Here is a 24,203-nt window from a genome sequence, read left to right on the forward strand (position 1 = left end):
AAATGAAGAAGCTTCTTATCGCCGCATTCGCCACCGTACTGATGTCGGGTGCTGCACTCGCCGACACGACGCTGAAGCTCGTGGAGGTGATCACCAGCCCCGAGCGTACCGAAACCCTGAAGTCGATCGTCGCCAAGTTCGAGGCGGCCAACCCGGGCACCAAGGTCGAGGTGATCTCGCTGCCTTGGGGCGAGGCGTTCCAGAAATTCGCGACCATGGTGTCTGCCGGCGAAATCCCCGACGTCATGGAGATGCCGGACACCTGGCTGTCGCTCTATGCCAACAACGGCCTTCTCGAAAGCCTCGAACCCTATGTTGCCAAATGGGAGCACACCTCGGGCCTCACCGATCGCGCGCTCGAACTCGGCCGCGACGTGAACAACACCGCCTACATGCTGCCCTACGGCTTCTATCTGCGGGCGATGTTCTACAACAGGAAGCTGTTCAAGGAGGCTGGTGTCACCGAGCCGCCCAAGACGATGGACGAGTTCGTGGCGGCATCGGAGAAAGTATCCAAGCTTCCAGGCAAATATGGCTACTGCCTGCGCGGCGGGCCGGGTGGCCTCAACGGCTGGATCATGTTCGGCGCAACCATGGCCGGCTCCAACAAGTTCTTCAATGAGGACGGCACCTCGACCATGAACAGCGAGGGCTGGGTCAAGGGACTGACCTGGGTCGTCGATCTGTACAAGAAGGGATTGGCGCCGAAGGACAGCGTCAACTGGGGTTTTAACGAAATCGTCGCGGGATTCTACACCGGCACCTGCGCAATGCTTGATCAGGATCCAGACGCGCTGATCGCGATAGCCGAGCGGATGAAGCCGGAAGACTACGGCGTCACGACCATGCCGAAGGGGCCGAGCGGCAAGACGTTCCCGACCATCGGCTATGCCGGTTGGTCGATGATGGCGGCCAGCCAGAACAAGGACCTCTCCTGGAAGCTGATCGAAACGCTCGAAGGGCCCGAGGGCAATGTCGAATGGAACAAACGCACCGGAGCACTGCCGGTCCACAAGTCGGCCGAAAAGGATCCCTTCTACGCAAGCGAGCAGTTCAAGGGCTGGTTCGCTGAACTCGAGGACAAGGATGCGGTGCCAACGGTTATGCCGACCTATCTCGAGGAGTTCGCCTTCTTCAAGGACTCGATGGTCATCAAGACCAGTCAACAGGCACTGCTTGGCGATATCACGCCAGAGGAAATGGCCAACCAGTGGGCCGACTATCTGACCAAGGCGCAGCAGAAATACCTGGCCAAGAAATAAACGGCGGACGCCAGGCATCGGAGCCGCCCATCGCGGGTGGCTCCGATAGCTCTCGTCCAAGGTGGGTTGGAAGGATGGTCGATTGGGCGGATGGCCAATTGGAGCGAAAGCGTTAGCTGATGGTTTTTGACGCCACCGCCGGGTTCCCGGAATCGCGCCGCCGGTCGCTGGTCGACCGGATCACGCGCCATGCCGAGCCATATCTTTACACCGCCCCGGCGCTGATTCTGATCGTCACCATCATGCTGGCGCCGCTGGTATTAGGCCTGTCCTACGCCTTCCGCGACGTGCACTTGCTCAACCCCTTCTCCGGCGGCTATGTCGGGCTCGATCATTTTCGCACCCTTTATGACGACGACAATTTCTATCGGGCGCTGCGCAACACGCTGTGGTGGACCGGCGCGTCCGTCTTGCTGCAATTCGTGTTCGGCCTGATCCTGGCGCTGTTGCTCGACCGGCCGTTCGCCGGCCGCGCCATAGCGCAGGCGCTGGTGTTCCTGCCCTGGGCGGTACCGACTTTCCTCACCGGACTCAACTGGGCGTGGCTGTTCAACCCCGTCATCGGACCGCTGCCGCATTGGCTTTATGCGCTCGGCCTCATGAATGAGCCGGCCAACATCCTTTCCAATCCGCAGCTTGCCATGTGGGGACCGATCATCGCCAACGTCTGGTGGGGCATTCCCTTCTTCGCCATCACGCTGTTGGCCGCGCTCCAGGCCATTCCGCGCGACCTCTACGAGGCGGCGGCGATCGACGGCGCCGGGGCATTCAGGCGGTTCACGTCGATCACCTTGCCGTTCCTTGCGCCGACCATTGCGATCACCGTGCTGTTGCGCACCGTCTGGATCTCGAACTTCGCCGACCTGATCATCGTCATGACCAGCGGCGGGCCTGCCGACCGCACCCAGATCGTCGCGAGCTACATCTTCACGCAAGCCTTCAGGGCCCTGGATTTCGGCTATGCCTCGGCCATTGCGCTGGTGCTGCTCGTCCTGTTGCTCGCCTATTCGATGCTGATCGTCATGCTGCGGCAAGTCCTGATGGATCGGGCCTGATCGGGATGACCAGATGAACAGCTATTCGACCTTCGGCACCGCGCTGCACCGCCTGGCGATCCTCTGCTACGTCCTCTTTGCACTGTTCCCGCTGTTCTGGCTGTTGAAAGTATCGGTCACGCCGAACGACCTGCTCTATTCCGAGGGCGTGCGCATGTGGCCGTCACGGATGAGCTTTGAACATTTCCGCTTCGTGCTGGCCCACAGCGCATTCCCGGTCTTCTTCAGGAACAGCATGATCGTTGCCGGCGCGACGGCCGTGATCGTGACGCTGCTTGCGTCTCTCTCCGGCTATGCGCTGTCGCGCTTCACCTTCCGCGGCAAATACTGGCTGGTCGCGCTGATGCTGCTCACCCAGATGTTTCCATTGGTGATGCTGGTTGCGCCGATCTTCAAGATGCTCTCGCCGCTCGGGCTGACCAACAGCCTGACCGGGCTGGTGGTCGTCTACACCGCCTTCAACATCCCCTTCGCGACGTTCCTGATGCAGTCGTTTTTCGACGGCATTCCCAGGGAGTTGGAGGAGGCGGCCAAGATCGATGGCGCCACGCGGTTCATGGCGTTTCGTCAGATCGTCCTGCCGCTGACGCTGCCCGGCATTGCGGCGACGCTGGGTTTTGTATTCACCGCCGCATGGAGCGAACTGCTGTTCGCGCTGATGCTGATTTCGGGCAACAGCGCCGCCACGTTTCCGGTCGGTCTGCTCACCTTCGTGTCGAAGTTTTCGGTCGATTTCGGGCAGATGATGGCGGCCGGCGTGCTGGCGCTGGTTCCGGCCTGCCTCTTCTTCCTGTTCATCCAGCGCTATCTGGTCCAGGGCCTGACGGCCGGCGCGGTCAAGGGCTGAGTGAGGTTCAATGGCATCGATCGACATCCGCAACGTCCGCAAGAATTTCGGCGTCGTCTCCGTGCTGCATGGCGTCGACCTGTCGATAGAGAACGGCGAGTTCGTGGTGCTGGTGGGACCGTCGGGCTGCGGCAAGAGCACGCTGCTGCGCATGATCGCCGGGCTCGAGGAGGTGACCGAAGGTGAGATCCGGATCGACGGCATGCGCGTCAATGAGCGGGCGCCCAAGGACCGCGACATCGCCATGGTGTTCCAGTCCTACGCGCTCTATCCGCACATGAATGTCGCCGAGAACATGAGCTACGGCCTGCGCATCCGGAAGGCTGCCCGCGAGAAGATCACGGCCGCCGTCAGCAATGCAGCCAGGAAGCTTGAGCTGCAGCCGCTGCTTGCGCGACGGCCGAAGGCGCTGTCGGGCGGTCAGCGCCAGCGCGTGGCGATGGGCCGCGCGATCGTGCGACAGCCCAAGGCATTCCTGTTCGACGAGCCGCTGTCCAATCTCGATGCGCGCTTGCGTGAGCAGATGCGGGCAGAGATCAAGAAGCTGCACCGCGATCTCGGCGCGACCTCGATCTATGTCACTCACGACCAGATCGAGGCGATGACACTGGCCGACCGGATCGTCGCCATGCATGAGGGCGTGGTGCAGCAGGTCGGTAGCCCGCTGGAGCTTTACGACCGCCCTGCCAACCTGTTCGTCGCCGGCTTCATCGGATCGCCGGCGATGAATTTTCTGTCGGCGCGCTATGAGGTCGGCGCAGGCACGGCCGGCGCACGATTGCCTGACGGAACGCTGATTGGGCTTTCGTCTGGTTATCAACTGGAGGAAGGCGCGGCGGTGACGCTCGGCATCCGGCCGGAGCATGTCGAGATGTCGCCGGCATCGGAGAGCCGCCTGAGGGCGACGGTCGACCTGATCGAGCCGACCGGCTTCGGCATCATCCTGCATCTCGGCCTGCATGGCCTGCCGTTCAACGTCTTCACGCTGGACAGGGCGGCGCTGACGGCTGGCCCGACGGTGACGGTGGCTTTCCCGCCGCAACATCTGCATTTGTTCGACGAGACTGGAATGCGCGCGTTTGAAACGAGCCCCCAGAAGGGGAAGGGCTGATCCTCCTCATCGGGCGTTCAGATCATTAGGATTCTCCCAAAACCGGTTCCCACCTTTGGGTCCGATGCTATTGTCTATCTTGGCACTGCCGAATTCGATACGACATTTGATCTCGGCCTCGACATGGCTTTGGGACGGGATGGAACGCGCCACGGCGGCGCTAATGCTGATAATCCGGGCAAGGTAGTCGAGCGCATGCGCTTTCTGTTTCTTCTGATCCTGCTCGCCGGCATCGGCATCGGCGTCGTCTATCCCTGGGCGATGACCAATTTCTCCGGCCATGAGATCGGCACATGGCGGGTCTACGAGCAGGGTCGGTTCATGCCGGCGACGGTGCCGCTGGCCGCTCGCGACGCGCCGGTGCGGGTGCTGGTCGACCTCACCGCGAGAACCGAACGCATAGTCGTCTCGCAACAACGCACGGTGCTGACGCTGACCGCCGCCACCGGCGGCAGGACCGTGCTCGCCTCAACGCTGCAATTCAACCATTCGGAAAATCCGCGCCAGGTCAGCCCGCAACTGCCGGACAAGATCTTTCGCGACGAAGCCGGCCTGATCGCGAAGGTTATCCCCGGCCCGTACCTCTTCACCATCGGCCCGGGCGACGTCGAAGGCATCGAGATGCGGGCAGTGGACCTCGTGCTGCGTTCCGGGGTCGGCGAGATCGATCGCCGGGCGCGGCCGGTCGGCTTCTCGCTGATAGCGGCCGGCCTGATCGGGCTGCTGTTGGCGTTGCGTTTCGGCGGCCGCCGGCCGCAAAATCCGAACTCGCAGCCGCCGCCGCCACGCTGGGGCAGGGGCTCGAACTAGATCGTGAATTACCGCCACGCCTATCACGCCGGAAACTTCGCCGATGTCGTCAAGCATGTCGTGCTGAGCCGGCTCGTCGAATATCTGAAGCAGAAGGACAAGGCCTTTCGCGTCATCGACACCCATGCCGGCATCGGCCGCTACGACCTGTCGTCGACTGAAGCGCAAAAGACCGGCGAATGGCAAGGCGGTATCGGCCGACTGGTCGATGCCGCGCTTGACGCACCGGCGGCAGCGCTACTGGCGCCTTATCTGGAAGCCGTCCGTTCGCTCAATCCTGAAGGCGGCGTGAAAAAATATCCGGGCTCACCGCTGATCGCGCGTCATCTCATGCGCAAGCAGGACCGGCTGTCGGCGATCGAGTTGCACCGCCAGGACGCCGCGAAGCTGAGGGCGCTGTTCCAAGGCGATTTCCAGACCCGGGTGATCGAGCTCGACGGCTGGCTGGCACTCGGCGCGCATCTGCCGCCGAAGGAAAAGCGCGGCCTCGTGCTGGTCGATCCGCCCTTCGAGGAGGAGGGCGAATTCGACCGCCTCGTCGATGGGCTGCGCAAAGCCCACAAGCGCTGGCCCGGCGGCGTCTATGCGTTATGGTATCCGGTCAAGGACCGCAAGGCGGTCGCCGCATTCCGCAAGTCGCTGGCGCAGTCAGGTGTCCCGAAGCTGCTCGACATCGGCTTCGAGATCAGGCCCCCATCGGCCGAGCCCAGCCTCGACGGCAGCGGCATGGTGGTGGTCAACCCGCCGTTCACGCTGGAAGGCGAATTGCGCACGCTGCTGCCGGCTTTGCACAAATTGCTTGTCATTGAAAAACCGGCGCACTGGACGCTGGACTGGCTGGCGGCGTAGGGCGGCAGAGCTATCCGCGCGCCTGTCCTGGTTGAAGGCAGTTTCAAACTAGGAAACCATTGTCGCTACAACCGCTTGACCGCGCGCAAGCGAATCCGCACAGTGTGCGCAGTCGACCATATGAGGCTGCCATGACTCGCTTCGCCCAATCCGCCCTTGCCGCACTGATAGCGCTTTGCACGCCGCTCGGAACGTCCCTCTCTGTCACCCAGCCAGCAAAGGCGGCCGACCTTGCCGTCTATACCGAAGAAGACAGCGGCGTTTGCGGTGAGGCCTGGGTGCTGAACAAGATCACCAGCCGCTTCTCCTACCAGGTGCACCACGTGCCGAATCTGCCCGACGTCGCGATTGTCGATTTCCAGGGCATCCACCAGAATCGCTATCTGCCAGCCAACGAAACCTGGCCGATCGGCCGCCGCTATTGCGGCGCTACCGTCAGCCTGTCCGACGGCCACGCCCGCACCATCTGGTATCTGATCGAGGAAGGGCAGGGCTTTGCCTCGATCGGCGATAATGTCGAATTCTGCGTCGCGGGCTTCGACCGCTGGATGGTCTACAACGGCCGCTGCCGCGTCCTGCGCTGAACGCGTTTGCCGGGCTGCTCCGCCTCATCGAGGATGGCACGAAGGAAGGCGGCGTGACCGCGAAAGGCGCGCCGTCCGACTGACGTCGCCTTGACCCGCGTCTGCGGTCGACGTCCGACAAACAGCTTTTCGACATCGACATAGCCCGCCGTGGCAAGCGTATCGATATGCGCGCCGAGATTGCCGTCGGTCGCATTGACGATGAGCTTCAATCGGGTGAATTCCAGCGCTTCGCGCCGTCCCAGAGAATTCAGCGCCGCCATGATCCTGAGCCGCACGCTCTGGTGGATGATTTCGTCGGCAGCCATTATCGGGCCTGCTGTGGTGTCCGGCGTTCAGTCTCACTGATCTGGGACAGCGCCGCCCGATATTGCGCGAATGACATGCGCTCTTCCAGATGATTCAGAATACTCTGCCCAATAGAGTAATCTGTCAACCGCGGACAAATCATGGCAGCGGAATTGCCGCGCTTTGCTTCTGCAGCTTGTGTAGATCGCCTGCTAGAACAAGAAGATGAGATCGATGAAGCAGCCGTCATGGTGGTGTCGGTCGACGATCAACGAACAAAAAAGGCTTGCTAAGCTTCAGCGCTTTGTAGTGGGATTGGTTCCGGCAAAGCGCGCAGAATGTCTGTCGCAAACCGTCCGCAAAGATCGAAGAGCAGCAACGGCATTTTGCGAAATCAGCACGAGCGTGTGTCGCCTGTAACCAAAACTTAAACTGAAAAAATCATGATGATGCTTCGCTGGCTAGACAAGCGCGAGTCAGATATGCATTACGCGCCGGGTCATTAACGGCCGTCGGCACAACTAAGGGGCATGATATGGCTAAACAGTCATCCAAAGCGCCGGCATCCAAGTCACCGGCAAAGCAGGCACCGGCAAAGAAAGCACCAGTAACCGGCAAAGAAAGCACCAGTAAAGGCAGTGGCGGCAAAGGCCGCAGCCGCTGTGAAGAAAGCAGCACCTGCTGCCAAGCCGAAGGCCGCCGCGGCCAAGGCAAAAGCAGCGCCGGCCAAGAAGCCGGCTGCGAAGGCTGCGGCAAAACCGGCAGTGAAGAAAGCAGCACCGGCCAAGGCTGCGCCCGCCAAGGCAAAAGCAGCGCCGGCCAAGAAGCCGGCTGCAAAGGCCGCGGCCAAGCCGGCAGCGAAGAAAGCTGCGCCTGCCAAGACTGCACCCGCAAAGAAGGCTGCGCCGGCAAAGAAAGCGGCGGCAGCGAAGTCTTCGGTAGCGGTGAAGAAAGCAGCGCCTGCGGCCAAACCAAAGGCGAAGGCCGCGACCGCGAAGGCCAAGAAGTAATCGCGCTTCTTCGCTCGCGGAGGACAGTGCTGAGGACGGTTGAGGGCGGGTGCCGGATAGGCGCCTCGCTCGCAGGGTCAGTGCTCGGGCAGCAACAGAGGCGGAGGGAAGACAGCTTTTCGCAGCGCCCAGGACTTCGCCTTATGGCGAAGTCCGGTGGGGCATTTCTCTGTGCCGGGAGAGAAATTCTTGGTGCAAAACCGAGTTGGCTCGGTTTCGAACCCGTCTGACCTGTTCAGATGCTCTCAGGCTGGCACTGTACCGCTCATCTGCCTGCGGATCGTGGAAGAGGACGGTCGTTCGCCGTGGCGCCCGGTTTTTCCGCCTGTGGGCTGTTGATCATGTCGGGATGTCCGGCCAACAGTGTCGCGGAAATGGATCATACGCAAATTCAAAGTGCTACAGCGGCCTTTGCGCGTCCATGCTCTGTACTCGGCAAACAGGAACCCGATCATGCCCAGACTGCTCTACGCGTCCACGTCACCCTATAGTTCCAAAGTGCGCATGGCCGCGCTTTATGCCGGCATCGCCGTCGAACTCGTGCCGATAAAAACCGAAGACAAACCGGCTGAGCTGATCGACGCCAATCCACTCGGCAAGATCCCGGTGCTGGTGCTCGACGACGGCCGCTCGATCCACGATAGCCGCGCCATTACCCAGCACCTCAACCGCATGTCGAAGAACGCGCTGTTTCCGCGCAATCCCGACAAGCGCCTCGAGGCGGAAGTGCTTGAAGCGCTGGCCGACGGCATCTGCGACTGCGCGCTGTCGATGGTCTATGAGCGGCGCACGCGCCCCGAGGATATGGTCTATCAGCCGTGGCTTGACCGCCAGTGGGCGAAGATCACCAGCGCGCTCGACCTGCTCAACGCCAATCCGCCAAAACTGCCAAAGAAGATCACCGCCGGCCAGCTGGCGCTACGCGCCTGCCTTGGCTATCTCTCACTGCGCTTTGCCGGAAAATGGGAAAAGGGCCGCAGCAGGCTGGTCCGCTGGGCGGCGCGATTTGACGAGAAGTTTCCGGAGCTGAAACCCTGCGCCCCGGCGTGAGCGGCAGCCAGAGAAGGGGTCATAAAAAAAGCCGGGCACGAGGCCCGGCTTTTTCGTGTCGTGGCTTGGACGATTTTAGAACTTCATACCGACGCCGAAGGTGACGCGGTTGTCGGTCGACTTGACCTTGCCGATACCGTCAAAGTCCTTGTCGCCGAAGTCGGTGTAGCGATACTCGACACGGCCGAACACATTGTCGGTGATCTTGATGTCGGTACCGACGCCGGCCGTCCAGCCGAGCATGGTGTTTTCGTCACTGGCGCCGAGCGCTTCGATCTCCTGGTTCTTGAGCGCGCCACCGGCGGTGCCGTAGAGCAGGATTTCCGGGGTGACGGCGTAGCCGAGGCGGGCACGCAGCGAGCCTTCGAAGCCGCCCTTGGCCTCGACGCCGCCATCGTCGCCCTCGATGCCGCTATAGCCGATATCGGCTTCAGCACCGTAGACGAAGTTCTCCGCCTGCCACTGATAGCCGCCGAAGACGCCGCCGACAAAACCATCGGTGTCGACGTCAGTGCCGATATCCTCGGCATCGGCGTGACCGCTGAAGCCGTAGCCGACGCTCACACCGGCATAGGGACCGGCCCAGGAAGCGACCGGAAGTTCGGCGATCGGGGCGGGGGCCGGCGGCTCTTCCGCGATGACGTCAGCAGCATAGGCGGTTCCGCCGAGGGCGAAGAGCCCGAACGCCACCGCCAGCGGTCGCGCAAATTTAAGATTGGCTTGCATTGTTCTTTACTCCTTAAGCCACAGGCACAGGCTTGCTTTTCACAAGCGCCCTCAACCCGTCGGGGGGAAAAACGGGTCTGGCGCTCAACGGTTCCGAATGTCGTGTCAAAATACGGCTGAAGCGAACCTGAACTTGGGTCATTACCTGGCACGAATAAGGCCGAACTTTGACGTTGCATCCGCGCAACAGATGGTGTCAGGAGGCTTAGCCGTGCCGCGCTGGACGACGCTTGGAGCAAGGGGTCCGTAGTCCTATATTGCGGTTGGCAGGCCGAGTCCCGGCCACAGTCGAAAGACCGATCCGGCCGCTTTGCCACAATGCTGCCCAAGGTCCGAACGGCATTTAACGCTTCGCCGGCCATATTTTGCCGGCTGGCTCAAAATCGAGCCCCATTGAGGATTGACAGGATGAGCAAGGCCGCTGGAACGGCGCTGGTGACGGGCGGGGGCCAGCGGATCGGCAAGGCGATCGTCGAGGATCTCGCCGCGAACGGTTTTGCCGTCGCCATCCATTGCAGCCGCTCGCGGGCCGAGGCGGAAGCATTGGCCGCGCGGATCAACGGCGGTCATTTTGGCCAGGGTGGCCGCGCTGCTGTGGTCGCCGCCGACCTGACCGACATGGCCGCGGTCGAGGACCTCGTTGGCCGCGCCGAAGCCGCGCTCGGGCCTGTTACACTGCTGGTCAACAATGCGTCGCTGTTCGTGGACGATACGGTTCAGGACGTCGACTGGCTTGCCTGGGACCGTCACTTCGCCATCCACGTGAAGGCGCCGGCATTTTTGGCGCAGCAATTCGCCCGCGCGCTGCCGGAAGGCGAGGAAGGGCTGATCGTCAATATGATCGACCAGCGCGTCTGGCGCCCGACGCCCCGCTATTTCTCCTATGCGCTGTCGAAATCGACATTGTGGACGCAGACGCAGATGATGGCGCAGGCGCTGGCACCCCGCATTCGCGTCAATGCCATCGGTCCCGGCCCGACGCTGAAGAGCGCGCGTCAGCAAGACAGCGACTTTGCCGCGCAGGTCGACGGCCTGATCCTGAAGCGCGGCCCGGAATTGCCTGAATTCGGCGCCACCATCCGCTATCTCTGGGGCGCAAGCTCGGTCACCGGCCAGATGATCGCGCTCGACGGCGGCCAGCACCTTGCGTGGCAGACTCCCGATGTGACAGGCATTGTCGAATGAGTCCCATGGACCAGAAACACAAACGTGTCGGCGCCGCCGACGACCTGCCGCCCGATGTCGACCTCGAGGACGAGGCGGCGGAGGAGATCGTCGAGCCGTCAACGCCCGGTTCCGGTGGCCCTGACGTCGCCTTCACCGCCATCGATTGGACGCCGCATGCCGGCGATGCCGACGGCATGGTCGGCGCCGAAGTCATCCAGACGCTGGTCAAACGGCTGCCCAACGCGCCCGGCGTCTACCGCATGATGAATGCCGCAGGCGACGTGCTCTATGTCGGCAAGGCGCGCAGCCTGAAGAAGCGGGTGACCAATTACGCACAAGGCCGTTTCCACACCAGTCGCATCGGCCGCATGGTGCGTGAGACGGCGACGATGGAGTTCGTCGTCACCCGCACCGAGATCGAAGCGCTGCTGCTGGAAGCAAATCTTATCAAGCGCTTGCGGCCGCGTTTCAATGTGCTGATGCGGGACGACAAGTCGTTTCCCTACATCCTTCTGACCGGCGATCATGTCTCGCCCGGCATCTACAAGCATCGCGGCGCGCGCTCGCGCAAGGGCGACTATTTCGGCCCCTTCGCCTCGGCCGGCGCCGTCGGCCGCACCATCAACTCGCTGCAGCGCGCCTTCCTGCTCAGGAGTTGCACCAACTCCTTCTACGAGAACCGCACCCGGCCGTGCCTGCTGTTCCAGATCAAGCGATGCGCCGGCCCGTGCACCGGCGAAATCTCGCATAGTGACTATGCCAGGCTGGTCGCCGAGGCGAAGGACTTCCTGTCCGGCCGCAGCCAGAAGGTGAAGACCGACATCTCCGCCGCCATGCAGCAGGCCGCGGAGAATCTCGATTTCGAGCGCGCCGCAATCTATCGCGACCGGCTGGCGGCGTTGTCGCATGTGCAGAGCCATCAGGGCATCAACCCGCAGACCGTCGACGAGGCCGATATCTTCGCCATCCATCAGGAAGGCGGCCAGGTCTGCATCCAGGTCTTCTTCTTCCGCACCGGCCAGAACTGGGGCAACCGCGCCTATTTCCCCAAGGCCGATCCGGCGATGGAGGCGGCCGAGGTGCTGGGCTCGTTCCTGGCGCAATTCTATGACGACAAGCCGACGCCGCGCGCCATCCTGTTGTCGCATGGCGTCGAGGACCAGGAATTGCTGGCTGAGGCGCTCTCCACCCGCGCGGGTCGCAAGGTGGCGATCTCGGTGCCGCAGCGCGGCGAGAAGAAGGATTTGACCGACAACGCCCTGCAGAATGCCCGTGAGGCGCTCGGCCGCCGGCTGGCCGAGACCTCGACGCAAGGGCGGTTGCTCACCGGTTTCGCCGAGACTTTCGGCCTGAAGAAACCGCCGGTGCGCATCGAGGTCTACGACAACTCCCACATCATGGGCACCAACGCCGTCGGCGCCATGGTGGTCGCCGGGCCGGAAGGCTTCGTGAAGAACCAGTACCGGAAATTCAACATCCGCTCGACCGAGATCACGCCGGGAGACGATTTCGGCATGATGCGCGAGGTGATGGAGCGGCGTTTCTCCCGCCTCCTGAAGGAACATGGCGATGTGCCGCGGAGCGAACAGGCGGCGGACGACATCCTGGCCGAACAGGGCGACGATATCGAGGATGCAGGCGGCTTCCCGGCCTGGCCAGACGTCATCCTCATCGATGGCGGCCAGGGCCAGATGACGGCGGTACGACAAATCCTCGCCGACCTCGGCATCGAGGACCGCGTCCAGGCCATCGGCATCGCCAAGGGCCAGGACCGTGACGCCGGCCGCGAACGCTTCTTCGTCAGGGGCAAGCCACCGTTTTCGCTCCCCGTGCGCGACCCCGTGCTCTATTTCGTTCAGCGGCTGCGCGACGAGGTCCACCGTTTCGCCATCGGCTCCCACCGCGCCCGCCGCAAGAAGGAGATGGTCAAGAGCCCGCTTGACGAGATCAGCGGCATCGGTCCCGGTCGCAAGCGCGCGCTGCTCATGCATTTCGGCACCGCCAAGGCGGTCAGCCGCGCCGCGATCGAGGATCTGGTCAAGGTCGATGGCATTTCCGAGCAGGTCGCCAAGCTGGTCTACAACCATTTTCACGAGAGCTGATGATTCGGCTATTTTCGGCTGGTCCATCGACTATCATCTGTTGACCCCCCACATTCGCTTCTGATTTGAGTAGGCAGGTAGAAAGAGTTCCAAAGAAATGGCCCAGCGCGCATTCAACCTGCCCAACATGCTCACTTACGTCCGCATCCTAGCGGTGCCGCTGGTTGTGCTGTGTTTTTTTCTCGAAGGCCATCTGAAGTCGAGCGACTTCGCCCGCTGGTCGGCGTTGGTCATTTTCCTGCTCGCCTCGATCACCGATTATTTCGACGGCTATCTGGCGCGCGCCTGGCAGCAGACCTCGAATATCGGCAAGATGCTCGATCCGATCGCCGACAAGTTGCTGGTCGCCACATGCCTGCTGCTGCTGGCGGCCGATACCGATAGGCATGCCGGCATCGCCGGCTGGTCGCTGTGGGCGGCAATCATCATCCTGTGCCGCGAGATCCTGGTCTCGGGCCTGCGCGAATATCTGGCGGCGCTGAAGGTCTCGGTGCCGGTGACGCAGCTGGCGAAGTGGAAGACCACCATCCAGATGATCGCCATCGCCTTCCTGCTCGCCGGACCTGCCGGCGACAAGATCTTCCCGCTGACCACGCAGGTCGGGCTGGTGCTGTTGTGGATCGCCGCGCTGGTGACGCTTTACACCGGCTACGACTATTTCCGCGCCGGCCTCAAGCACATCATGGACGAGTAGCATGTCGACGAGGCTCATCTATTTCGCCTGGGTGCGCGAGCGGATCGGCAAGCCGCAAGAGGACGTCGAATTGCCCGCCGGCATCGAGACGGTGGCCGACCTGCTGCGCTGGCTGAAATCGCGCGGCGAGGAGTACGAGCACGCGCTGCAATATCCTGACGTGATCCGCGTCGCCATAAACCAGGAACATGTCGAGCACCGCGAGAAGATATCAGGCGCGCGCGAGATCGCCCTGTTCCCGCCGATGACGGGTGGCTGAAATGCCCGGCGCGGTGGTGCCGACGGTGCGCATCCAGGCGGAGGATTTCGATGTCGCCGCCGAGATCGCCAGGATGACGCAAGGCCGCGCCGACATCGGCGCCGTGGTTACTTTCTCGGGTCTCTGCCGCGACGAGGCAGGCAGGCTCGCGGCACTCGAGCTCGAACATTATCCCGGCATGGCCGAGGCCGAGATCGGCCGCATCGCCACCGAGGCGGTTCACCGCTGGCCGCTGCAGGGGCTCACCGCCATCCATCGCCACGGCAGGATCGCGCCCGGTGAGAACATCGTGCTGGTGGTCGCTGCCTCCGCGCATCGGCAGGCGGCGTTCGAGGCGGCGAACTTCCTGATGGATTATCTCAAATCGCGCGCGCCGTTCTGGAAGAAGGAACACCACACCGACGGCTCGCAAGGCGGCTGGGTCGACGCCAAGGAGGCCGACGACGAGGCCGCAAGCCGCTGGAAGCAGGCCGTGCCGAAACGAAATTGATGCTTCGCGTCACCGCCGGAGGTTTGCCGAATGGCAACTTTCGACCCGAAAAGGAAGCCCGACATCCGCTGAGGCGAACCACGTAGCAGCCGAGGCTACAGAGCCCATTTACGCCTTCGATCCAGCCTCGTCGTCGTGGAATCAGCGCAGGTGTCGGAAACAGTCGCGCAGCTCCTTCGTAAACAGATCCGGCTCTTCAAACGCCGCGAAATGCCCGCCGCGGCCGAGCTCGTTCCAGTGGATGAGATTCGGATAAACGCGAGCGGCCCAGCTGCGCGGAGCGCGAAAGATTTCTCCCGGAAAGATGCTGCAGCCGACCGGAAGCTCAACGCGGGAGGCCGGCGTAAAGCCGTTCTCGAAATACATCCGCGCGGAAGACGCCGCTGTGTTGGTCAGCCAGTAGAGCGTGATGTCGTCAAGCATCTCGTCGCGCGTAAGCGCCTGCTCCGGATCACCGTCATTGTCGCTCCAGAAGCGAAATTTCTCGTAGATCCAGGCAGCCAGTCCAACGGGTGAGTCTGCGAGCGCATAGCCGACCGTTTGGGGGCGCGTCATTTGCAGCTGGTAATAACCGAAATCTTCGGTTTGAAATCGCGCCAGTGCATCGACGGCCCGCTGCTCGTCTGGTGATTGTGGCACAGGGACCGGATCCGAAATCACCTGCGGAAAGTTGAGATGGATGGCTGCAAGGCCGGACGGCCGCTGCTGCGCCAGCCTGGTCGTAACGAGTGCGCCCCAATCGCCTCCCTGGGCGACATACCGGTCATAGCTTAGCCGGCGCATCAATTCTGCCCAGGCCCTGGCGATGCGGTCTGCATTCCAACCGCGCTCGGAGGGCTTGTCGGAGAATCCGAAGCCCGGCAGAGAGGGGGCAATGACATGGAATGCGTCCTCGGCTCTGCCGCCATGCGCGGTTGGGTTCGTCAAAGGTTCAATGACTTTGAGGAATTCGATGACTGATCCTGGCCAGCCATGTGTGATGATGACCGGCAGGGCTTTCGGATGGCTTGAGCGCACGTGCAGGAAGTGAATGCTGAGCCCGTCGATCCGGGTTTGATATTGCGCAAAGCCGTTGAGCGTATTTTCGCACCGCCGCCAGTCGTAGCCGTTCCGCCAATATTCCACGAGGGCGCGAAGCTTGCCGAGCGGCACGCCCTGCGACCAATCGCTGACCGTCTCGCGTTCCGGCCAGCGCGCTCGCGCCAAACGTTGCTTCAGATCATCGAGCGCAGCTTGTGGCGTGCGATAGGCGAAGGGCGTGATGGCGGGTTGCGCGAACACGCTTCCCGCACGCGCAAGGGCAGTCGCTGTGATAGCTGTCGAACCGGCCGCTTTCAGAAACAAACGACGCGATAATGCACCGGTAGATGCTCCATAACCAAGCGCCTTTGTTCGAAATTTGCTCATCTTGAACTCCTCTCAAGCCGGTGTGGGTCGGGCCCCAAACGTTCCAACTCGGATGCGTTCCGAGGCATTCGTTCCAGCGCCGCTGCCTCGGGCTCGCCGCCGGAGGTGATCTCCTCTGCGACGCGGTAGACGGCGCGAGGTGCGAACGCTCAAGAAGACACTTGTGCCTTCCCGCGCAAATGCCATGGCGAGGGCGCCACCGATTGATCCGCCCGCGCCGTACGGCCCACTGATTGTCCGTGTCGTGACGTGCTGCCAAGGTTCAGATAGGCCTCGAGCCGGCCGTTAGTCCCTCGGCGATTCGTTTGTCCGCGGCAGCCCCTGGCCGGTTTCGAGCAAGCTCTTCAGGCTCGACATCACCAGCGGCCAGCCCTTCGACACGCCGTCGATCAGCTTATGCGGACCATCGACCTCCGCCTCGTGCGTGATGGTGAGCTTCGTCACGTCGTCGACCTGTTCGATCTCGAAGCTGCAGCGGGTGAAGCCGTCGGCCTTGATGTCCGGGAAGAACTCGTTTCGCCATTTAATGACAAGACGCCGAGGCGGATCGATATCGATGATCTCGCCGCTGTCAGAGACTCGCCCGTCGGCAAAGACCAGCTTCCAGGGCGAGCCCTTCTTCCAATCCGTCTCCTGGTGTGCGCCTGACCAGTATTGCCGATTGAATTCGGGCTCGGTCAGCGCCTGCCACAGTTTCTCGGGCGTTGTGCGGATGTAGGTCACGTAGACGAAGCTAGCCTTACTCATCGCTCGGTCCTTCCAGCCGTTTCTTCAAATCGGCGAGCGCCCGCAGGCGCCCCTGCTCGAATTTGCCGATCCAGCGGTCAGCTATTTCGGCGATAGGGGCTGGATTGAGGTAGTGCTCCTTCTCACGGCCCCTGCGGCGCGTCACGACGAGGTTCGCTTCTTCCAGAATCGCCAAATGCTTACTTACTCCCTGCCGTGTCATGCCCATCTCTTTGCAAAGCGCGTTTAGCGTCTGCCCGTTTCGTGCGTGGAGATTGTCCAGCAGCTGCCGGCGTGTCGGATCGGCCAGCGCCTTGAAAACGGCATCCATGCTCATCGCGTTTATATAGGCAACTAATTGGTTGCCTGTCAAGGCGATTCATAAGAAGGCGACAGGGAGCCCATCATCACTCTAGCCACCTGATGGCAAATGCGGATGCGGAAGAAGTGGATTGGCTCAGCCCTTGTCAGTGCCGATCCAGTGATCGAGCGCAATCCGGCCGGGTCCCCACGCCATGATGCCGAGCGCCATCGCCGCCCAGGTGATGTGGAGCGGCCAGCCGTCCGGCACGGTGAGTTGTATGACCAGCGTCATCACGAGCAGGCCGAATGCCGCCAGGCGTGTCGCCAGGCCGAGAACGAGGAGAATTGGCAGCAGGATTTCCGCCGACCCTGAGACGAATGCCACCAGCCCAGGTGCTGGAAAATCGTAAGGGCCGCCGGGCAGATGCAGCTTGAGCTCCGAGCTGAAAAGCAGCACGGCGACCTCGTTCAACTGCAAAAAACCGTCCCATTTGTTAATGCCGGACCGCCAGAACGGGACGGCGAGCGCGCAGCGCAGGACGAGTTGCGTCAGCGACGGTGTGGCACTCGTGCGCAGCGCGGCATTCACCCTCTCGACGAGGGTGGCAGCCCCTCGCGGCTCGGCGCTGGCGTTCCGCCCATGGTTCGTCATGCTCACCCTCCCTGGTGTGCCGCTGTGAAGGCGCCTGCTTGCAGCAGGCCGGCAATGTTGGCGGCAAGGTCGAATTCGGCAGTTTCCGCAAATGCTGCCGCGGCCGCCGCGCCGAGCGGCTCGCCCGCCATCAGACGATCCAGAAAAGCTGCGCCGCCGGGCGGCAGGTGGCGAACAAAGACTTCGAGCCCGGGCCGCGTGACCAGCGCATCTTCAGGGCCGTCCGCCTCGATCCGCCCGACAGGGCGGTCGCGCCGGTTCGCCGCAAAGATCGTCACGACCGGATAGCGCGAGCGCATCGCACGCGTTGCCGGGTGTGGCACGAACACGGTATCGGCCAGCCGTTCAGGCGGGATCGAGCCCAGTGCTACGCAAGCCAGCGGTTCCGCGTCGGCGGCATGATAGGCGTCGAGCCAGGCCCGCTCCAAGCGCGCCACGTCAGCCAGCCATGGCATCGGCCGCGCATAGTCGTAGCGCTCGATGAAGTCGGGAAAGTCGTGGCCGTATTCGAACAGAAGCGGCGAAGTGGGTGGCGTTTCGCGGATATGGAAGCGCGCCATCGCCCGAAAAAAGTCCGGGCCGGTGATGCCCAGCGTCGCTGGAAAGCTGGCGGCCAGCGCATCGATCAGGCTGACCGTGACGTTGTTGCGGTAGACGGCGTATCGTTTGACCGCTGCCTTGCCGTTCGGCCCCGAGACAGCGTCAGGCGGGACACGGTCAGGATCGAGCAAACCGGCGGTGAATGCCGCGGCATAGTCGAACCGGTGGCCAAGATCGCCCGACTGGAGTTCATCCTGCGGCATGGGCTTTTCCGAACACTTGGTGGCTGTCGCCGTGATGGTCGAGAATCGTTTGGGCGGCGGCGGCCTCCGCCTTGAGCACCGGCCAGTCGGGAATGGCGCTGTCCCACTCGATCAGCGTCGGCAGCGGTCCGCATTGGCCGATGACGATATCGAAGAGCTTCCAGACCGCGTCGGCGACCGGACCGTCATGGCTGTCGATGAGCAGCAGGTCGCCCTCGTCATCCTCCTGCTCGGCGTGCCCGGCCAGATGGATTTCGCCGACATGCGCGAGCGGGAAATCCGCGAGGTAGGAAAGTGCTGAATAGCCGTGATTGGTGGCCGAAACGAAGACATTGTTGACGTCGAGCAGCAGGCCGCAACCGGTGCGCTGCACCAGCGCGCCGATGAAATCCGTCTCGCTCATCGTCGATTCCGCGAAAAGGACGTAGGTCGAGGGGTTTTCGAGCAGGATCGGGCGGCCGATCGTCTCCTGCAATTCATCGATGTGATCCGCCACGCGCGAAACCGTTGCCGGCGTATAGGGCAGGGGAAGCAGGTCGTTGTAATAGGTGGTGTCGTGGGTCGACCAGGCGAGATGCTCGGAAACGAGCGCCGGCTCATAGCGGTCGACGAGCGCCTTGAAACGGCCGAGATGCACTTTGTCGAGCGGCCGCGGTCCGCCGATCGACATGCACACCCCGTGCAGCGAAACGGGATAGTCGCGGCGAATCCTGGCCAGCGCATCGTGCGGCGGACCGCCGGCGCCCATGTAATTTTCGGCGTGGACCTCGAAGAAGCCGTCCTTTGGGCCGTCGCCAAGGATCGCGTGCAGATGCTCGTGCTTGAAACTGGTGCCGGCAAGGCCGGCGATCGGGTGCGCCGGAAAGCGCGAGGTTTTCGATATGCGGGATGCCGGGGCCAGTCCGTTCATCTTCATCTCCGCTTTCCGGGCAGCTTGCATTGCTTAGGACGGGATGTCGCGGGTCAGCGCCGTGGGCGAGCCCTTGCGGTCGCCGGGCAGGTCCATCGTCGTACAGGTGCCGCCGTCGACGAACTTCCAGGCGTTGCCCTGGTAATCGACCGTCGAGGTGCCTTGGCAGGTGGTGCCAGGTCCTGCCGCGCAGTCGTTCTGCCCCTTCAGGGCGACGCCAAAGCACTTCTCCTTGCCGGCATCCATCGCCGCCTTGGCCTCTGCCTCGGACAGCGGCGCGGCCGTCGCAAAAGAAGCAAGAGCCGTGGCAACGGCGCCGGCCAGGAAGGCCGCGCTCACGGTTGATCTTGTTGACATGATTTCACCTCCGATTGGATTGTTGCGCGCGCCATTCCTCAAGCGCGCATTGGTCAGTTCGGTCCGGAGGTTCCCTGCGTTACATCTTTTTGGAACACGACTTCGTGATCGCCAGGGGACTTGGCGTGAGCAATATTTCGCCTGTCACGCCAAGGAGGCCGACCACAGGGCAACGAGCCGCCGGAAGGCACCGCCGTGTGAACAGCCCGTGTGGGGCGCCACGGAACCACCGCAATCCTGCGAGACCTTCCGACCAGTTTGGCGCATTATGGGGAGCAGGATCATGCTGGGCAGGATCGCCGAGTTCTTCATCTTCGGTGTCGTGCCGCTGGTCGTTGGTGTACTGGTGGTGCCTGAGTTGTCCGTCGCCGCCGAGAAGACCCTGAAGGGCGAGGTGATGTATCGCGAGCGCATCGCTCTGCCGCCCAACGCCGTGCTTTCCGTGCAGCTTGCCGATGTCTCGCTGGCCGACGCGACGGCCGCTGTCATCGGCGAGCGCAAGGTGGCGCCAACCGGCCAGGTGCCGATCAAGTTCGAGATCAGCTTTGATCCGCAGGTGATCCGGCCCCATATGACCTATGCGATGCAGGCGCGCATCACCGTCGACGACAGGCTGTTGTTCATCTCCGATATGCGCCACCAGGTCGATCCACTGAGCGACGCGCCGCAGACCATCATGCTGAAGATGGTGACGTCGAGCGAGCAGCCGGCGTCGGCCCCGGTGGTCGGGCAGATCTGGCTGATCGAGTATATCGACGGCATCGGTGTGATCGCCGAGCCGCAGGCGACGTTCAGGATCGACGAGGCCGGCAAGGCCGGCGGCAGCGGGCCTTGCAACGCCTACTTCGCCACCGCCAAAGTCGATGGTTCGATGATTGCCATCAGTGACATCGGTTCGACCTTCAAGGCCTGCGCGCCCGAGATTATGGCCGAGGAAAAGGCGCTGTTCGAGGCGCTGGCCAAGGCGGCATCGTATCATGTCGACGCCGGCAAGCTCATCATCGTCGACAAAGACGACCGCGTCATCCTGCGCTTCAACGCCGCGAGCTGATAACCGGTTTCGGTTTTTGAGCATCATGCGCAGTTGGCGGGTGTCGGCGCCCGGCGTCCGGTGCCGGATCGCCGCAACGAAAAAGGCCGGCATTGCACCGGCCTTTTCCATATGACGTGGTGACTTATCGGCTCAGCCGACGATCTCGGTGTCCGAGAACCAGTATTTGATCTCCTGCGCGGCGGTCTCGGGCGCGTCGGAGCCGTGCACGGAATTCTCGCCGATCGACAGCGCGTGTATTTTGCGGATGGTGCCTTCAGCGGCGTTGGCCGGGTTGGTGGCGCCCATCACGTCGCGGTTTTTGGCAATGGCGTTCTCACCTTCCAGCACCTGCACGACCGTTGGGCCCGACGACATCGACTCGACCAGTTCGCCGAAGAACGGACGATCCTTGTGCACGGCATAAAAACCTTCCGCCTCGCGGCGGCTCATCCACACTCGGCGCGAGGCGACGACGCGCAGGCCGGCTTCTTCGAGCATCTGGGTAATGGCGCCGGTGAGATTGCGCCGGGTTGCGTCCGGCTTGATCATGGAAAAGGTGCGTTCGAGCGCCATGGGGTCGTCCTTGTGATGGAGGGTGGAATTCACGGTGGCGGGCTCTATACAAGCCGCCCGCCGGCTTGCCAAGGGGCTGGCGCTAATGCATCTCGCGCCAAAGTGCGCAGCGGTTTTGCGATAACGACATGCATAAAAACAAGAACTTAAGCGCGTCGCCGACGCGCTTTAACCGCCGCAAGCGTGTCGCCGTCAGCCAAAACCAATGTTGTCATAACTGCATCTCGATCGTCAGCTTGGCCGTGTCGCCAGCCCGAAGGCCTTCGCGGACCCGCACCGCCGTCTTGATCGGCAACAGCAGGCTGCCGGATTTCTTGTCGGGAAACAGCGATGTTCGCCATCTGGTCTGGCCGATGACGGCTTCCACGCCAAGCGAGCCCCAGGGCCGTGCCATCCCAGCCATTGTCGTCTTGATCCGTGCCCCAAGCTCCGGCGGCAGCGTCACGAAATGCCAGCCGCCCTTGCCTGGATAGACCCAGATCTCGGCCTGCACGTCGTAGCGAAACATCTTGTGCCCTTCCTCAGATCAAGGCCGTCACGGCTGGCTTTGCCATGGTGTCTTGTCGGCAACGCCGGCGACCGGCGAAATCATCCTGATATCCATTCTCCCCTGCAAGGGAGGATGGCAGCGTTGCCGTTGCACTACCGCCTTATCACCATAGAAGCGCGCCGGACTTCCCAGCCTTCCCGTTCCAGTTCCGGCACGCTGTGGTTCTCGCAGGGGTAGCCGACGCAGAAGTAACCGATCAGCGTCCACTCCGGCGGCGCGTCCAGGATCGTCGCCATTTCGGCCGGGTCGAGGATCGAGACCCAGCCCATGCCTATTCCTTCGGCGCGCGCCGCCAGCCAAAAAGTATGGATCGCCATCACCGCCGAATATTCGATGGTCGCGGGCATGGTCAGGCGGCCGAGCCCATGTCCCTGTTGCGTCCCGCGGTCGGCGAAGACCGCGAATTGACAAGGCGCCTCGTTCAGGCCGGCAAGCTTCAGGCGCGCATAGAGCGCGGCGCGTTCGCCGCCGAACGATGCGAGCGCCTCCGCATTGCAGCGCTCGAAGCATGCCCTGACGGCGCCGCGGCACGCCGCACCCTCGACTACGACGAAACGCCAGGGCTGGCTCAGCCCGACCGAGGGCGCAATGTTGGCGAGGTCAAGCAGCCGTTCCAGCGCGCCTTCGGGGAGCGGCGTCGGCCTGAATCGCCTGACGTCCCGCCGCCACAGGAAGAGATTGGCCAGATCGGCGCGAAAATCGTCCGGGAATTCCGGGTCTGAGGTCATGGTGTCTCTTTGCTAGGGGAGTAGGGGAGTAAGGGAGTAAGGGAGTAAGGTAAGCAGTAGGGCAGTAGGTATGCGCGCCGACGCTAACCTCGTTACTCCCTACTAACCTACTCCCCTACTCCCCTATGAAGCCGCCGCCACCGTGCGGCCGAGCCCATCATGCAGGTCGAGGCAACGCTCGAACCACTGCGCCACCACATCGCTGTCGTCGAGCAACCGGTAGGGTGAGGCGATGCGCGCCCATTGCAGCGCGCCGAAGACGATGTAGTCGGCAAACAGCGGTGATTGGCCGCCGATGAACGGCTGATAGGCAAGCATCGAGCGCAATGGTTCCAGCGAGGTACGGAAGGCACCAAGGCCGGCGTCCCGCGCCGCCACCACCTCTTCCAGTCTCTGGCCGAAGCGCTGCTCGCGGTTTTGGCGAAAATAGGCGGCGTTGGCCTCGTCCTGCATGGCGTGCAGGTCCATGATTGCCGCAGTGGTGACATAGGGGTGGATGGTCAGTTGCGACCAGCGTTCGATGAAGCGCGCCATCGCCTTGCCGCCGTCGCCGCAAAACAATGTCGGTCGCTCTGGATAGGCCTCGTCGAGATAGAGCGCGATGGCGAATGAATCGGCGACCACCTTCTCGCCGTCGCGGATCACCGGAACGAGTTTTGAAACGCCGCCTTCAACGGTGGGCACTTCGAGAAAGCGTGTCGGCACGGTTGAGATATCGAGGCCCTTGTGGGCAATCGCCATCGTCGCCTTCCAGCAATGCGGGCTGAACGGACGGGCGCCATCGCGTCCGACGAGATCATAGAGCAGAATGGTCATTGGCGGCAGCTTCCCTGCGGTCTACTAGAGCGACGTTCGGGCCTTGCGGTAAGCACCCGATACGGGGTCTCGCGGGCCGGAGAAAACGATGAAACAGCACTTCATGATGTTTGCGGCCTACAATCAATGGGCCAATAGCCGCATCTACGATGCCGCCGCCGATCTCGACGAGGAAGATTTTCACCGCAACGTCGGGGTCTTCTTCGGCTCGATGATGGGCACGCTCAACCATGTCCTGACTGCCGATCGCATCTGGATGAGGCGCTTTACCGGCGAGGGCGACGCGCCGGCCAGGCTCGACACGGTCCTGCACCGCGCCCTGCCGGGCTTGCGGCTGGCGCGCGAGGCCGAAGACAAAAGGATCGTCGACTGGGTTGGGGCGTCAAGCGACAAGGCTTTGTCCGGCCGCTTCTCCTACATGACCGTCTCCGACATGCGCACCGTCTCGCAGCGATTGGCGCCGGCGCTTGATCATTTCTTCAATCACCAGACACATCACCGCGGCCAGGCGCACGCGATCCTGACCATTCTCGGCCGGCCTTCGGTGCCGCTCGACCTGACGCTGTTCCAGCGCAGCGAAGAGGGCCGCGCCTACGCCTGATTTCGGATTATCGGATCGAATTGACAGGAAAACCCGTCGAAGACGAACAGCAACTTCGACGGGCCATAGTCGCAAAAGAGGCCTGGCCGGTCAGGCGGCGTATCCGCCCTGGTCGCGGGAGATCGGCTTGACCGAGACTGCCGGCTGCGCCGAAGGCCAGAGAATGCCTGCTGAAACTGCGAAGGTGATCAGGGCGTCGCACGCCGCTTCGGGCGAGATCTCGCCGGCGCGTGCCGCCTCGCAGGCCTTCACCGCCGCGCCATAGCTCAGGCGTCGCCGCGATGGTGGAAACTCGGTCAGGAACTCATGCATGTCGAACAGCGAAGCGATCATGCGCTTATGGCCGGCGCCGACGGTTACGGCGACCGGGGTGAAAAATGTCTTATCGTGCATTCTGGCCTCTCGAATTGGGCGGAGGTGACGGGCGGACGCCGCTCTCC

Annotated in this window: 31 protein-coding genes; 17 read left to right on the forward strand and 14 right to left on the reverse strand. The window is 62.7% G+C overall.

Features of this window, described 5'->3' with window-relative positions:
- Positions 1-2 precede the first annotated feature (2 nt).
- The 7 genes from BLT09_RS03185 to BLT09_RS03215 all read left to right on the forward strand — a co-directional run bounded on the left by BLT09_RS03185 (position 3) and on the right by BLT09_RS03215 (position 6,518).
- Positions 3-1,262 (forward strand): ABC transporter substrate-binding protein, encoded by a 1,260-nt coding sequence (locus BLT09_RS03185; RefSeq protein WP_091590569.1) that lies wholly within the window; start codon positions 3-5, stop codon positions 1,260-1,262.
- A 119-nt stretch (positions 1,263-1,381) separates the two neighbouring features.
- The gene (locus BLT09_RS03190; protein ID WP_027152651.1) at positions 1,382-2,317 is read left to right on the forward strand and encodes a carbohydrate ABC transporter permease; all 936 of its coding nucleotides are present in this window, start codon (positions 1,382-1,384) and stop codon (positions 2,315-2,317) included.
- A 13-nt stretch (positions 2,318-2,330) separates the two neighbouring features.
- Positions 2,331-3,164, forward strand: coding sequence for a carbohydrate ABC transporter permease (locus BLT09_RS03195; RefSeq protein WP_091590571.1), 834 nt, complete (start codon positions 2,331-2,333; stop codon positions 3,162-3,164).
- Positions 3,165-3,174: 10 nt separating this feature from the next.
- Entirely contained in the window at positions 3,175-4,275 is a 1,101-nt protein-coding gene (locus BLT09_RS03200) for an ABC transporter ATP-binding protein (protein WP_091590572.1), read from the forward strand.
- A 195-nt stretch (positions 4,276-4,470) separates the two neighbouring features.
- On the forward strand, positions 4,471-5,085 hold the full coding sequence (locus BLT09_RS03205) for a hypothetical protein (RefSeq protein ID WP_091590574.1): 615 nt from the start codon (positions 4,471-4,473) through the stop codon (positions 5,083-5,085).
- Positions 5,086-5,088: 3 nt separating this feature from the next.
- On the forward strand, positions 5,089-5,934 hold the full coding sequence (locus tag BLT09_RS03210; RefSeq protein WP_091590576.1) for a 23S rRNA (adenine(2030)-N(6))-methyltransferase RlmJ: 846 nt from the start codon (positions 5,089-5,091) through the stop codon (positions 5,932-5,934).
- Positions 5,935-6,065: 131 nt separating this feature from the next.
- Positions 6,066-6,518 carry a hypothetical protein gene (locus BLT09_RS03215; protein WP_091590577.1) on the forward strand — a complete coding sequence of 151 codons (453 nt, stop codon included), beginning with the start codon at positions 6,066-6,068 and terminating at the stop codon, positions 6,516-6,518.
- Here the strand turns inward: BLT09_RS03215 and BLT09_RS03220 are convergent.
- Complete coding sequence (locus tag BLT09_RS03220) at positions 6,488-6,826, reverse strand: transcriptional regulator (RefSeq protein WP_091590579.1); 339 nt, start codon at positions 6,824-6,826, stop codon at positions 6,488-6,490. The genes BLT09_RS03215 and BLT09_RS03220 overlap by 31 nt on opposite strands.
- Positions 6,827-6,967: 141 nt before the next feature.
- On the opposite strand from BLT09_RS03220, the gene BLT09_RS35450 reads away from it, so the two are divergent.
- The 3 genes from BLT09_RS35450 to BLT09_RS03230 all read left to right on the forward strand — a co-directional run bounded on the left by BLT09_RS35450 (position 6,968) and on the right by BLT09_RS03230 (position 8,866).
- Positions 6,968-7,099: a hypothetical protein gene (locus BLT09_RS35450; protein WP_268931371.1), complete on the forward strand. Its 132-nt coding sequence runs from the start codon at positions 6,968-6,970 to the stop codon at positions 7,097-7,099.
- A gap of 242 nt (positions 7,100-7,341) precedes the next feature.
- Positions 7,342-8,046: a hypothetical protein gene (locus BLT09_RS34585; protein WP_208602467.1), complete on the forward strand. Its 705-nt coding sequence runs from the start codon at positions 7,342-7,344 to the stop codon at positions 8,044-8,046.
- A gap of 223 nt (positions 8,047-8,269) precedes the next feature.
- Complete coding sequence (locus tag BLT09_RS03230) at positions 8,270-8,866, forward strand: glutathione S-transferase (RefSeq protein WP_091590873.1); 597 nt, start codon at positions 8,270-8,272, stop codon at positions 8,864-8,866.
- A gap of 75 nt (positions 8,867-8,941) precedes the next feature.
- Here the strand turns inward: BLT09_RS03230 and BLT09_RS03235 are convergent, their stop codons facing one another.
- Positions 8,942-9,592, reverse strand: a complete 651-nt coding sequence (locus BLT09_RS03235; protein WP_091590581.1) for an outer membrane protein — start codon at positions 9,590-9,592, stop codon at positions 8,942-8,944.
- 408 nt (positions 9,593-10,000) lie between these two features.
- On the opposite strand from BLT09_RS03235, the gene BLT09_RS03240 reads away from it, so the two are divergent.
- The 5 genes from BLT09_RS03240 to BLT09_RS03260 all read left to right on the forward strand — a co-directional run bounded on the left by BLT09_RS03240 (position 10,001) and on the right by BLT09_RS03260 (position 14,304).
- Positions 10,001-10,777 (forward strand): SDR family oxidoreductase, encoded by a 777-nt coding sequence (locus BLT09_RS03240; RefSeq protein ID WP_091590582.1) that lies wholly within the window; start codon positions 10,001-10,003, stop codon positions 10,775-10,777.
- Complete coding sequence (gene uvrC, locus BLT09_RS03245) at positions 10,774-12,861, forward strand: excinuclease ABC subunit UvrC (protein WP_091590584.1); 2,088 nt, start codon at positions 10,774-10,776, stop codon at positions 12,859-12,861. Before BLT09_RS03240 ends, uvrC begins: the two co-directional genes overlap by 4 nt.
- 97 nt (positions 12,862-12,958) lie before the next feature.
- Positions 12,959-13,555, forward strand: coding sequence for a CDP-diacylglycerol--glycerol-3-phosphate 3-phosphatidyltransferase (gene pgsA / locus BLT09_RS03250; protein WP_027152639.1), 597 nt, complete (start codon positions 12,959-12,961; stop codon positions 13,553-13,555).
- 1 nt (position 13,556) lies between these two features.
- Entirely contained in the window at positions 13,557-13,814 is a 258-nt protein-coding gene (gene moaD / locus BLT09_RS03255) for a molybdopterin converting factor subunit 1 (protein ID WP_023800670.1), read from the forward strand.
- A 1-nt stretch (position 13,815) separates the two neighbouring features.
- A complete protein-coding gene (locus tag BLT09_RS03260) occupies positions 13,816-14,304 on the forward strand; it encodes a molybdenum cofactor biosynthesis protein MoaE (RefSeq protein ID WP_091590585.1) in 489 nt (162 codons plus the stop codon).
- A 141-nt stretch (positions 14,305-14,445) separates the two neighbouring features.
- Here the strand turns inward: BLT09_RS03260 and BLT09_RS03265 are convergent, their stop codons facing one another.
- The 7 genes from BLT09_RS03265 to BLT09_RS03295 form a co-directional block, all read right to left on the reverse strand.
- Positions 14,446-15,711: an epoxide hydrolase family protein gene (locus tag BLT09_RS03265; RefSeq protein ID WP_091590587.1), complete on the reverse strand. Its 1,266-nt coding sequence runs from the start codon at positions 15,709-15,711 to the stop codon at positions 14,446-14,448.
- 285 nt (positions 15,712-15,996) lie between these two features.
- Positions 15,997-16,458, reverse strand: coding sequence for an SRPBCC family protein (locus BLT09_RS03270; RefSeq protein ID WP_091590588.1), 462 nt, complete (start codon positions 16,456-16,458; stop codon positions 15,997-15,999).
- Positions 16,451-16,774 (reverse strand): ArsR/SmtB family transcription factor, encoded by a 324-nt coding sequence (locus BLT09_RS03275; protein WP_091590590.1) that lies wholly within the window; start codon positions 16,772-16,774, stop codon positions 16,451-16,453. Before BLT09_RS03275 ends, BLT09_RS03270 begins: the two co-directional genes overlap by 8 nt.
- 120 nt (positions 16,775-16,894) lie before the next feature.
- On the reverse strand, positions 16,895-17,392 hold the full coding sequence (locus BLT09_RS03280; RefSeq protein ID WP_091590592.1) for a DoxX family protein: 498 nt from the start codon (positions 17,390-17,392) through the stop codon (positions 16,895-16,897).
- Between the two features lie 2 nt (positions 17,393-17,394).
- On the reverse strand, positions 17,395-18,195 hold the full coding sequence (locus tag BLT09_RS03285; RefSeq protein WP_091590593.1) for an HvfC/BufC N-terminal domain-containing protein: 801 nt from the start codon (positions 18,193-18,195) through the stop codon (positions 17,395-17,397).
- Positions 18,182-19,111, reverse strand: a complete 930-nt coding sequence (bufB, locus tag BLT09_RS03290) for an MNIO family bufferin maturase (RefSeq protein WP_091590596.1) — start codon at positions 19,109-19,111, stop codon at positions 18,182-18,184. Before bufB ends, BLT09_RS03285 begins: the two co-directional genes overlap by 14 nt.
- 27 nt (positions 19,112-19,138) lie before the next feature.
- On the reverse strand, positions 19,139-19,462 hold the full coding sequence (locus BLT09_RS03295; RefSeq protein ID WP_027152634.1) for a BufA1 family periplasmic bufferin-type metallophore: 324 nt from the start codon (positions 19,460-19,462) through the stop codon (positions 19,139-19,141).
- 283 nt (positions 19,463-19,745) lie between these two features.
- On the opposite strand from BLT09_RS03295, the gene BLT09_RS03300 reads away from it, so the two are divergent.
- Positions 19,746-20,513 carry a YbaY family lipoprotein gene (locus tag BLT09_RS03300; protein WP_091590597.1) on the forward strand — a complete coding sequence of 256 codons (768 nt, stop codon included), beginning with the start codon at positions 19,746-19,748 and terminating at the stop codon, positions 20,511-20,513.
- Between the two features lie 132 nt (positions 20,514-20,645).
- Here BLT09_RS03300 and ndk read toward each other — a convergent pair whose 3' ends face one another.
- The 4 genes from ndk to BLT09_RS03320 form a co-directional block, all read right to left on the reverse strand.
- Positions 20,646-21,068 (reverse strand): nucleoside-diphosphate kinase, encoded by a 423-nt coding sequence (gene ndk / locus BLT09_RS03305; RefSeq protein WP_091590599.1) that lies wholly within the window; start codon positions 21,066-21,068, stop codon positions 20,646-20,648.
- A 211-nt stretch (positions 21,069-21,279) separates the two neighbouring features.
- Entirely contained in the window at positions 21,280-21,576 is a 297-nt protein-coding gene (locus BLT09_RS03310) for a DUF1905 domain-containing protein (protein ID WP_091590600.1), read from the reverse strand.
- 134 nt (positions 21,577-21,710) lie between these two features.
- Positions 21,711-22,346 carry a 5,6-dimethylbenzimidazole synthase gene (gene bluB, locus BLT09_RS03315; RefSeq protein ID WP_091590602.1) on the reverse strand — a complete coding sequence of 212 codons (636 nt, stop codon included), beginning with the start codon at positions 22,344-22,346 and terminating at the stop codon, positions 21,711-21,713.
- A 123-nt stretch (positions 22,347-22,469) separates the two neighbouring features.
- Positions 22,470-23,162, reverse strand: coding sequence for a glutathione S-transferase family protein (locus BLT09_RS03320; RefSeq protein ID WP_091590604.1), 693 nt, complete (start codon positions 23,160-23,162; stop codon positions 22,470-22,472).
- An 88-nt stretch (positions 23,163-23,250) separates the two neighbouring features.
- Here BLT09_RS03320 and BLT09_RS03325 point away from each other — a divergent pair, with 88 nt between their 5' ends.
- Positions 23,251-23,763, forward strand: a complete 513-nt coding sequence (locus BLT09_RS03325; RefSeq protein WP_091590605.1) for a DinB family protein — start codon at positions 23,251-23,253, stop codon at positions 23,761-23,763.
- 90 nt (positions 23,764-23,853) lie between these two features.
- Here BLT09_RS03325 and BLT09_RS03330 read toward each other — a convergent pair whose 3' ends face one another.
- The gene (locus tag BLT09_RS03330) at positions 23,854-24,156 is read right to left on the reverse strand and encodes a DUF982 domain-containing protein (RefSeq protein WP_091590606.1); all 303 of its coding nucleotides are present in this window, start codon (positions 24,154-24,156) and stop codon (positions 23,854-23,856) included.
- Positions 24,157-24,203: the final 47 nt, after the last annotated feature.

The organism is Mesorhizobium muleiense (genome assembly GCF_900099905.1).
Lineage (GTDB): Bacteria > Pseudomonadota > Alphaproteobacteria > Rhizobiales > Rhizobiaceae > Mesorhizobium > Mesorhizobium muleiense.

Bases quoted from the DNA above. Each gene is read 5' to 3' on its own strand.
- BLT09_RS03310 (WP_091590600.1), bottom strand. From the start codon at position 21,576: ATGTTTCGCTACGACGTGCAGGCCGAGATCTGGGTCTATCCAGGCAAG.
- moaD (WP_023800670.1), top strand. From the start codon at position 13,557: ATGTCGACGAGGCTCATCTATTTCGCCTGGGTGCGCGAGCGGATCGGC.
- BLT09_RS03240 (WP_091590582.1), top strand. From the start codon at position 10,001: ATGAGCAAGGCCGCTGGAACGGCGCTGGTGACGGGCGGGGGCCAGCGG.
- BLT09_RS03220 (WP_091590579.1), bottom strand. From the start codon at position 6,826: ATGGCTGCCGACGAAATCATCCACCAGAGCGTGCGGCTCAGGATCATG.
- BLT09_RS03330 (WP_091590606.1), bottom strand. From the start codon at position 24,156: ATGCACGATAAGACATTTTTCACCCCGGTCGCCGTAACCGTCGGCGCC.
- BLT09_RS03295 (WP_027152634.1), bottom strand. From the start codon at position 19,462: ATGTCAACAAGATCAACCGTGAGCGCGGCCTTCCTGGCCGGCGCCGTT.
- BLT09_RS03195 (WP_091590571.1), top strand. From the start codon at position 2,331: ATGAACAGCTATTCGACCTTCGGCACCGCGCTGCACCGCCTGGCGATC.
- BLT09_RS03325 (WP_091590605.1), top strand. From the start codon at position 23,251: ATGAAACAGCACTTCATGATGTTTGCGGCCTACAATCAATGGGCCAAT.
- bufB (WP_091590596.1), bottom strand. From the start codon at position 19,111: ATGAAGATGAACGGACTGGCCCCGGCATCCCGCATATCGAAAACCTCG.
- BLT09_RS03280 (WP_091590592.1), bottom strand. From the start codon at position 17,392: ATGACGAACCATGGGCGGAACGCCAGCGCCGAGCCGCGAGGGGCTGCC.
- BLT09_RS03230 (WP_091590873.1), top strand. From the start codon at position 8,270: ATGCCCAGACTGCTCTACGCGTCCACGTCACCCTATAGTTCCAAAGTG.
- BLT09_RS35450 (WP_268931371.1), top strand. From the start codon at position 6,968: ATGGCAGCGGAATTGCCGCGCTTTGCTTCTGCAGCTTGTGTAGATCGC.
- BLT09_RS03270 (WP_091590588.1), bottom strand. From the start codon at position 16,458: ATGAGTAAGGCTAGCTTCGTCTACGTGACCTACATCCGCACAACGCCC.
- BLT09_RS03185 (WP_091590569.1), top strand. From the start codon at position 3: ATGAAGAAGCTTCTTATCGCCGCATTCGCCACCGTACTGATGTCGGGT.
- BLT09_RS03260 (WP_091590585.1), top strand. From the start codon at position 13,816: ATGCCCGGCGCGGTGGTGCCGACGGTGCGCATCCAGGCGGAGGATTTC.
- BLT09_RS03285 (WP_091590593.1), bottom strand. From the start codon at position 18,195: ATGCCGCAGGATGAACTCCAGTCGGGCGATCTTGGCCACCGGTTCGAC.
- BLT09_RS34585 (WP_208602467.1), top strand. From the start codon at position 7,342: ATGGCTAAACAGTCATCCAAAGCGCCGGCATCCAAGTCACCGGCAAAG.
- bluB (WP_091590602.1), bottom strand. From the start codon at position 22,346: ATGACCTCAGACCCGGAATTCCCGGACGATTTTCGCGCCGATCTGGCC.
- BLT09_RS03265 (WP_091590587.1), bottom strand. From the start codon at position 15,711: ATGAGCAAATTTCGAACAAAGGCGCTTGGTTATGGAGCATCTACCGGT.
- BLT09_RS03205 (WP_091590574.1), top strand. From the start codon at position 4,471: ATGCGCTTTCTGTTTCTTCTGATCCTGCTCGCCGGCATCGGCATCGGC.
- BLT09_RS03275 (WP_091590590.1), bottom strand. From the start codon at position 16,774: ATGAGCATGGATGCCGTTTTCAAGGCGCTGGCCGATCCGACACGCCGG.
- BLT09_RS03190 (WP_027152651.1), top strand. From the start codon at position 1,382: ATGGTTTTTGACGCCACCGCCGGGTTCCCGGAATCGCGCCGCCGGTCG.
- BLT09_RS03320 (WP_091590604.1), bottom strand. From the start codon at position 23,162: ATGACCATTCTGCTCTATGATCTCGTCGGACGCGATGGCGCCCGTCCG.
- pgsA (WP_027152639.1), top strand. From the start codon at position 12,959: ATGGCCCAGCGCGCATTCAACCTGCCCAACATGCTCACTTACGTCCGC.
- uvrC (WP_091590584.1), top strand. From the start codon at position 10,774: ATGAGTCCCATGGACCAGAAACACAAACGTGTCGGCGCCGCCGACGAC.
- ndk (WP_091590599.1), bottom strand. From the start codon at position 21,068: ATGGCGCTCGAACGCACCTTTTCCATGATCAAGCCGGACGCAACCCGG.
- BLT09_RS03235 (WP_091590581.1), bottom strand. From the start codon at position 9,592: ATGCAAGCCAATCTTAAATTTGCGCGACCGCTGGCGGTGGCGTTCGGG.
- BLT09_RS03215 (WP_091590577.1), top strand. From the start codon at position 6,066: ATGACTCGCTTCGCCCAATCCGCCCTTGCCGCACTGATAGCGCTTTGC.
- BLT09_RS03200 (WP_091590572.1), top strand. From the start codon at position 3,175: ATGGCATCGATCGACATCCGCAACGTCCGCAAGAATTTCGGCGTCGTC.
- BLT09_RS03300 (WP_091590597.1), top strand. From the start codon at position 19,746: ATGCTGGGCAGGATCGCCGAGTTCTTCATCTTCGGTGTCGTGCCGCTG.